This window comes from uncultured Sanguibacteroides sp., from assembly GCF_900543425.1.
Taxonomy (GTDB): Bacteria; Bacteroidota; Bacteroidia; order Bacteroidales; family Marinifilaceae; genus Gabonibacter.
The window spans coordinates 1-7,643 of the sequence record NZ_UQRQ01000046.1 but is presented as its reverse complement, the minus strand read 5'-3'; the positions used below and the strand labels follow the sequence as shown (position 1 = coordinate 7,643).

The window sequence follows — 7,643 nt, the reverse complement described above, 5'->3', positions numbered from 1 at the left end:
CCGTTTTTATCCCCGCTTCTCCAATCGGCAATCACCCAATCGCTTAATCTTTGAATCTTTAAATCTAAAATCGTCAATCTAAAATCCACAATCACCTGATCTTTTAATCTCTGAATCATTTAATTTGTTCGTCCTCATTCATAGGTTGAATACTTAACGGATGCCAGAATACAAAACGGGCTCCTTCCTTATAATCTTTATCGACCCAGATATCTCCTCCCATCATAGTAATCGTTATCTTGGATATAGCCAAGCCCAAACCTGTTCCTTGCGCATATTCGTTCAGTTTCTCGAAACGTTCGAACACCTTCTCTTGTTTATCCTCCGGAATACCGCATCCCGTATCCGACACGGAAAAATAGATTCGATCTTCCGCTTCTTCGATTCTAACTTCCAACGTAATACTCCCCTCTTTGGTAAACTTATTGGCATTTGACATCAGATTGATCAATATCTGTTGCAAGCGTTGTACATCCGTCATCAACTCGAAACTCTCCACGGGAGATTTAAAAACATATTCTACCTGAGGAGGTCTGGCATGCCCCGTGGTCGCCATAACACTACGACACAATCCGATGACCTCACAATTCTCGTAACTAAACTTCAATCGTCCTGTCTCCAAACGGGAGATATCCAAAATATCATTGATCAGACGTAGCAATAAATCCGAATTTTTCTGTATAATCGAAACGTACTCTTTACGAATTTCCGCATCGTACTCATCAGCCGTCAATACTTCGGAGAAACCGACAATAGCATTTAACGGGGTACGAATCTCATGACTCATATTGGCCAAGAAAGCCGATTTCAAACGATCCGATTCTTCGGCTTTCTCTTTGGCCAAACGTAATTCCATTTCAACCTGTTTTTGCTTGGTCACATCTTCAAGTCGAACAACCACACCCAATAAATTCTGCTCCGCATCGAATACCGGGTTAGCATACAGATAAACATAAGTATTGGACGGATATTTAGCGATCACCTCGGTAGCCCTTCTCTCCTTCATAGCAGTCACGACCGGGCAATAACTACAAGGTTTATCCAATCCCCTCAATACTTCGTAACAGACTTTTCCCGTAGAAGACTGAATATTACACTCCGGCGTCTCAAAATCGACCCCATTATGCCACTTTACCGTAAAATCAGGATTTATAAATTTAATGCCCGCGTTAACGTTATTCAATATAAGGGTGTTATCCTTCTGTGCTTCTTCCAAGGCATCCTTCAATAGTTTTGTCCGAATATAAAAATAGAGAGAAATTAAAAAACCGAGTAATAAGATAATGAAGGTAACAGCAAAAGCTACGATCTGATACCTGTACTCTTCAAAGAAAGATATCTTCTTATTAAACAGTTGAGCATGGTCGACCTGAGGTTTATTCAAGAAATTATATTCCTGCAATTTCTTATAATCAAAAACATATTGATTCGGGATGAATTGCATCTTTAATGTCGTATCCTGTTGCTGACGTTCCCACATCAAGGCCTGTTGAGCCAAATCTTTTCCTACCGTCCGGTATTCGGGCACGAGACCACCCACAGCCCAGTGGCCCATAGCAATAGAAGTAACGGAAAAAGCCGGAATTTGGGGATTAGCCATCATCATGGAATAAGTCGCATTCCTCATAAAATAACCGTCATTTTTGTCTACACGCCATGTTCCCAAAAGAATAACCGTATTTTCAGGCAGATTCTCAATTTTCTCGTTCATAAGATAAACCGTGTTCTCCCGGCCATCCAATAAAATCAAATCCAAATCAGGAAACTTCTGCATCTCTTTTTTCACGTATGCCTGCAAGGAAACACCTCCATAGCTGTTGTCGGAAATAAAAGCAATATGTTTTGTTTTTGGAAAAAAGTCCTGTATCAACTGGATATTACCGACAATATCATAATCGTATACAAAACCACTCATCTTTACATTCGTATTCACATCCCTAAGCACATCTACACTCTCGGGTTGCCATGTCGTCAAATCAACGACATTGGAATCCGGCAAGAAAATAGCATTTCGGCTAACCATACCGCAAACCAAAGGAATGCCTTTTGTAAATTCACTATCCAAAGAGAGATAAGAAGACCAAGCCTCCTGTCCTAAAATCACGATCAAAGAGGGACGATTTACTCCCGTATATTTCAAAAGAATATCTTTCATGCGCGATTTCCAGGCAAGTACCTCAGAAAAACTTTTACAGTTCATGTTTTCTATGATCACCTGGTATTTTCCGCCTTTCGTAGTGTATTCATCCAAAAATTCGGAAATATTATTTGATGTCTGCTGGGTCTCCGGATTATAAGAACTGATAATCAATATCGGATGGGAAGAATCATTCTCGCCCAAAACTATCATGGACAAGACAGATAACCCTATTATTAGTAAAATTTTTAACCTCAATCCCATAGATCGCCACATTCCGAATAACAATAACATTCCAACAAAGATAAATAATTCCAGAGAAAAACTAATAAAAAGAAATAAATTCATACTAAAAGAATATATCTTTGAGCAACATCTTAAATCATTTTCTCATGAACCGTAGACTTACTTGCTTCCTGGTGAATAAGAGTAATAATATATTCTTACGAAACAAATTAGAATTTCAGTCCCAATTAGAAACTGAAGATATAATTTCATTACAGAAATCTATTTATCAAACAGGTACCCTCAAAGAATTAGCCAAACAAATAACAACTCCTTTTTGCCTGTTCTATCTCAAGGATGTTCCTGTAAAGCTTGCCCCATATGCATTGGAACGCATGGAACAAGTAGCGGAAACAACCGGGGCGACCATGGTCTATTCCGATCACTATTCTTTGAAAAAAGGGATATCTTTACCACACCCCACCATAGAGTATCAAGACGGTAGTCTACGGAACGATTTCGATTTCGGCTCGTTAATTCTGTTTAATACCCAAAAATTCAAACAAGTTGTCGAGGAAATGCACACAACCTATCAGTATGCTGCCTTGTATGATTTACGCCTACGTTTGTCGCGAGAAGGAATGATTTTCAGGATTCCCGAATTTTTATACACGGACATGGAGGAGGATCTCAGATTATCCGGAGAAAAACAATTCGACTATGTCGATCCCAGGAACCGGGAAGTTCAACTCGAAATGGAACAAGCTTGTACGGCACATTTAAAAGCAATAAAAGCCTGGTTGCCTCCCGAATTTGAATCCGTCAACTTTAACGAACATACCTTTAAGACCGAAGCTTCCGTTATCATTCCTGTCCGAAACAGGGAAAAAACAATAGCGGATGCTATTCATTCTGCCTTAAATCAAAAAACAACATTCAATTTCAACGTAATCGTCGTCGATAATCATTCTACCGATTCGACAACAGAAATTATCCGTAATCTATCCCGGGAAGACAAACGAATCATTCATCTGATTCCCGATCAGCCACAACTGGGAATAGGCGGATGTTGGACTCATGCCATCATGCAAACCTGTTGTGGAAAATTTGCCGTCCAACTGGACAGTGACGATTTATACATAGACGATCGGGTCCTTCAACTCCTGGTCGATACCTTTCACGAGCAACAATGTGCTATGCTTGTGGGAAGCTACCGGATGGTTGATTTTAACTTAGAGGAAATTCCGCCCGGAATAATAGACCACAGAGAGTGGAGCCTGGAAAACGGACACAACAACGCATTAAGAATAAACGGATTAGGAGCTCCGAGAGCCTTCTATACGCCTATTTTGAGAAAAATCAAGATTCCGAATGTCAGCTATGGCGAAGATTACGCCGTGGCCCTCGCGATCTGTCGGCAATACCGCATCGGGCGGATATACACTCCTTTATACCTATGCCGCCGCTGGGAAGGAAATTCGGATGCCGATCTGACGATAACGAAGGTAAACGAACACAATACTTACAAAGACAAAATCAGGACCATTGAGTTATGGGGTCGGATTAGACATAATCTTAAAAAGAACGGAAAATGATTGATTTGGAATCTTTTTTTAAGCATCAGCTTTCCCACTGGGAAACAGCGAATAACAACTACAAACGGTTGGATGAAGTACTTTACCGTACGATCGAATTTGATGGCTTTTCCATAAAAATACAATGCAATCCCGACCGGATAATATCGGCAACAGCACGCATCGATAAACAATCGCTTCTATCCAGACCTTGCTTTTTGTGCAAAGAACACTTACCCGACGCACAGGATAGCGTGAGTTACAACGAGAATTTCGATATACGGATCAATCCTTTTCCTATTTTTACCCCGCATTTTACAGTACCGGCCAAAAGACATGTTCCTCAATTGTTGGAAAACTACCTTCAAGACATGCTTTCCATGGCTAAAGATTTTCCAGATTATACCGTTTTTTATAATGGCCCCCGAAGTGGAGCTTCCGCACCGGATCATTTACACTTTCAGCTTGCCCCCAGGCATTTGATGCCCTTGGAAAACGATGTGGTTAATTGCTCCAAAGAGACTATACTCCCGGCTTTTTTGACATCCCAGGAGGAGATCGGTTCCATTGCTTCGCCTACCACATTCAAAATAGAGAGTATCACGCGTTATATTCGAAAAAATCTAATTCTACGGACGGGAGATGAAAAACTAATGCTAATTGCCTTTCAATATCTCCTGACAGAAATAGGTAAGGTAACACCCAATGCCCCAGAGCCTATGTTTAACCTATTTGTCTGGTACGAAAACGAAGAGTGGTGGGTCGTCCTTTTTCCCAGACAAAAACATCGCCCGTGGCAATTCTTTGAGGAAGGGAAAGAACGTATTCTTTTTAGTCCGGGCTGTGTCGATTTCGCCGGACTGGTCATCTCCCCCCGGAGAGAAGATTTCGAACGGCTCGATGCTCCTTTGCTATCGGATCTTTTCGGACAATTAACATTAAGCGATAATCAATGGAACAACTTAATTCGGTATATCGAATACCCCAATTTATAATATATGATACCACATCTTGAAATCGGAATACTTTTTTCCCCTTTAATCCATTTCCGTCTACACGGAGAATTTATAGAAAAAAAATCCGGGAAAATATACCGGGGAGAATACACCGTATGCGAACGGCAAGAAAAAATCATACTCCGACAGGAAAAAAAGGAAGAAGTGATTCCTTCCGGCTTTACCCTCACTCCTACAAATTATAATTCTTCCCATTTCGAACTGCCGGATGTAATTATCGGCATCCATTTTCATTGGGAACGCAAAGAAAGTCAAATATTTAAGGGTTCTCTTAAAATTATCGACGAAAAAAAACACCTTACGGCAATCAACATATTACCCCTGGAAGATTATCTGGTAAGTGTCATTTCATCGGAAATGAGTGCCACCTCTTCTCTTGAATTACTAAAAGCACATGCCGTTATCTCCCGAAGCTGGTTATTAGCCCAGAAAACCCAATCTTTCCGGAAAACAACAAACCCTTCCTGCATACAGACGGAGACAGAATACATCCGCTGGTACGATCGGGAAGACCATCAGCATTTCGATGTATGTGCCGATGATCATTGCCAACGTTATCAAGGAATCAGCAAAGCTTATACGCCTATCGTTTCTCAAGCCGTAGAGGCAACTCAAGGAGAAATTCTGACTTACGAAGGAGAAGTTTGCGACACGCGGTTTTCCAAATGCTGCGGCGGAGTTTCCGAACTTTTTGAAAACACCTGGGAGCCCGTAAATCATCCGTACCTGACAAAAGTCGTTGACAGTCCTACACGAACTTCAACTCCCGATTTGCGTAAGGAAGAAGAAGCCCGAAAATGGATATTATCCTCCCCCGAAGTTTTTTGCAATACAAAAGACAAAACCATACTATCCAATGTCTTAAACGACTATGACCAAGAGACCCGGAACTTCTTTCGCTGGGAAGTCTCTTACGAAACGGCAGAACTTTCGGAACTGGTAAAATCAAGACTCGGAATCGATTTCGGAAGAATCTTAGAGATACAGCCTATCGAAAGAGGTGTTTCCGGCAGACTCATAAAGGTCAAGATCGTGGGAACTTTGAAAAGTATGATCATCGGGAAAGAATTAGTCATTCGTAAAGCATTTTCTACCAGTCATCTCTATAGCTCCGCCTTTATTGTTGAGCCCTTGAAAAACTCTCAGGGTAACACGACCGGATTTACCTTTAAAGGTGCAGGTTGGGGGCACGGTGTCGGACTTTGTCAAATCGGAGCCGCCGTCATGAGCGAAAAAGGATATAACTACCGGGAAATTTTAGCTCACTATTTCCCGGGAACTAACATGGAAAAAATAGATCATGAATAAACAATCCCATCCTATACTAAAGTCTTCCTGGTCGTGGATACCCACGCTCTATTTCGCCCAAGGACTTCCTTATGTAATTGTCATGACCTTAGCTGTCATCATGTATAAACGGCTCGGAATCGACAATACGGATATCGCTCTTTATACCAGCTGGTTTTACCTTCCTTGGGTAATTAAACCCTTATGGAGTCCGTTGGTCGATATCATGAAAACCAAACGGTGGTGGGTCATTTCCATGCAGCTAATAATCGGCGGTAGTCTGGCCTGTATAGCCCTGACCCTTCCCGGACCTAACGCTTTTCGCTACTCCCTTGCTTTTATGTGGTTACTGGCTTTCAGCTCTGCCACACATGACATTGCAGCCGATGGGTTCTATATGCTGGGATTAAATACCCGGCAACAGGCTTTTTTTGTAGGTATACGTAACACGTTTTATCGTCTGGCCATGCTTACGGGACAAGGAATTATCGTCATGTTCGCCGGATGGTTGGAGGAGAAATATATGACTCAACTTCCCGAAAGCATAGCAATACCCCGAGCCTGGTCCGTCACGTTCTATCTGTTGACAGCCCTATTCATTCTCCTATTTCTTTATCATCAATTTGTGTTACCCAAGCCAGAACAAGATGTTCCGGTCAAGAACAATCATCCCCTAAAAGCCTTTTTCGACACATTTCTATCTTTTTTTCGGAAACCGGGTATTATTACGGCATTACTATTCATTCTCCTGTTCCGATTAGCCGAATCCCAATTAGTGAAAATCGCCTCCCCTTTCCTATTAGACAAACCGGAGGTCGGCGGATTGGGCATGAACACGCTGCAGGTAGGAACCATATACGGCGTGGTTGGTCTGATAGCCCTTATTACAGGAGGAATATCCGGAGGAATCGCAATGGCACGTAACGGCCTCAAGCATTGGATTATGTGGATGACAGCAGCCATGAACCTGCCGAACCTGGTTTATCTCTATCTAGCTTATGCCCGTCCCGACAATGTATACCTGATATCATCTTGTATTGCTGTCGAACAATTCGGTTACGGTTTCGGATTTACTGCGTTGACTTTCTTTATGATACTATTCAGTAAAGGGAAAGAACAAACGGCCCATTATGCCATTTGTACGGGTTTCATGGCCTTGGGAATGATGCTTCCCGGAATGATCTCCGGATGGATTCAAAAAGAGATCGGGTATCAACATTTTTTTATCTGGATCATGCTCTGTACCATCCCCAGCTTTCTCGCCGCCCGAAAAATACACAAAAACCTACAATTGTAGATTCTGAGATTAGGTGATTGCGGATTTTGGATTGACGATTTTAGATTCAAAGATTAAGCGATTGGGTGATTGCCGATTGCGGATTGGAAAAGCGGGGATAAAAACGA

General features: G+C 41.8%; 5 protein-coding genes. 4 read left to right on the top strand and 1 reads right to left on the bottom strand.

What is annotated here, in order from left to right; genetic code table 11:
• Positions 1-115: 115 nt before the first annotated feature.
• On the bottom strand, positions 116-2,350 hold the full coding sequence (locus QZR76_RS13945) for a PAS domain-containing sensor histidine kinase (RefSeq protein ID WP_294143409.1): 2,235 nt from the start codon (positions 2,348-2,350) through the stop codon (positions 116-118).
• A 179-nt stretch (positions 2,351-2,529) separates the two neighbouring features.
• Here QZR76_RS13945 and QZR76_RS13940 point away from each other — a divergent pair, with 179 nt between their 5' ends.
• From QZR76_RS13940 to QZR76_RS13925, 4 genes are read left to right on the top strand one after another with little or no spacing between them, the layout of a single operon-like run.
• On the top strand, positions 2,530-3,957 hold the full coding sequence (locus tag QZR76_RS13940) for a glycosyltransferase family A protein (RefSeq protein WP_294143408.1): 1,428 nt from the start codon (positions 2,530-2,532) through the stop codon (positions 3,955-3,957).
• A complete protein-coding gene (locus QZR76_RS13935; RefSeq protein ID WP_294143407.1) occupies positions 3,954-4,931 on the top strand; it encodes a DUF4922 domain-containing protein in 978 nt (325 codons plus the stop codon). The genes QZR76_RS13940 and QZR76_RS13935 overlap by 4 nt, the downstream gene beginning before the upstream one ends.
• A gap of 3 nt (positions 4,932-4,934) precedes the next feature.
• Positions 4,935-6,260: a SpoIID/LytB domain-containing protein gene (locus QZR76_RS13930; protein ID WP_294143406.1), complete on the top strand. Its 1,326-nt coding sequence runs from the start codon at positions 4,935-4,937 to the stop codon at positions 6,258-6,260.
• Positions 6,253-7,536 carry an MFS transporter gene (locus QZR76_RS13925; RefSeq protein ID WP_294143405.1) on the top strand — a complete coding sequence of 428 codons (1,284 nt, stop codon included), beginning with the start codon at positions 6,253-6,255 and terminating at the stop codon, positions 7,534-7,536. The genes QZR76_RS13930 and QZR76_RS13925 overlap by 8 nt, the downstream gene beginning before the upstream one ends.
• Positions 7,537-7,643: the final 107 nt, after the last annotated feature.

What these genes read in the sequence shown, in the direction of transcription:
- QZR76_RS13930 (WP_294143406.1), top strand. Translation starts at nt 4,935, where the DNA reads ATGATACCACATCTTGAAATCGGAATACTTTTTTCCCCTTTAATCCAT.
- QZR76_RS13925 (WP_294143405.1), top strand. Translation starts at nt 6,253, where the DNA reads ATGAATAAACAATCCCATCCTATACTAAAGTCTTCCTGGTCGTGGATA.
- QZR76_RS13935 (WP_294143407.1), top strand. Translation starts at nt 3,954, where the DNA reads ATGATTGATTTGGAATCTTTTTTTAAGCATCAGCTTTCCCACTGGGAA.
- QZR76_RS13945 (WP_294143409.1), bottom strand. Translation starts at nt 2,350, where the DNA reads ATGATAGTTTTGGGCGAGAATGATTCTTCCCATCCGATATTGATTATC.
- QZR76_RS13940 (WP_294143408.1), top strand. Translation starts at nt 2,530, where the DNA reads ATGAACCGTAGACTTACTTGCTTCCTGGTGAATAAGAGTAATAATATA.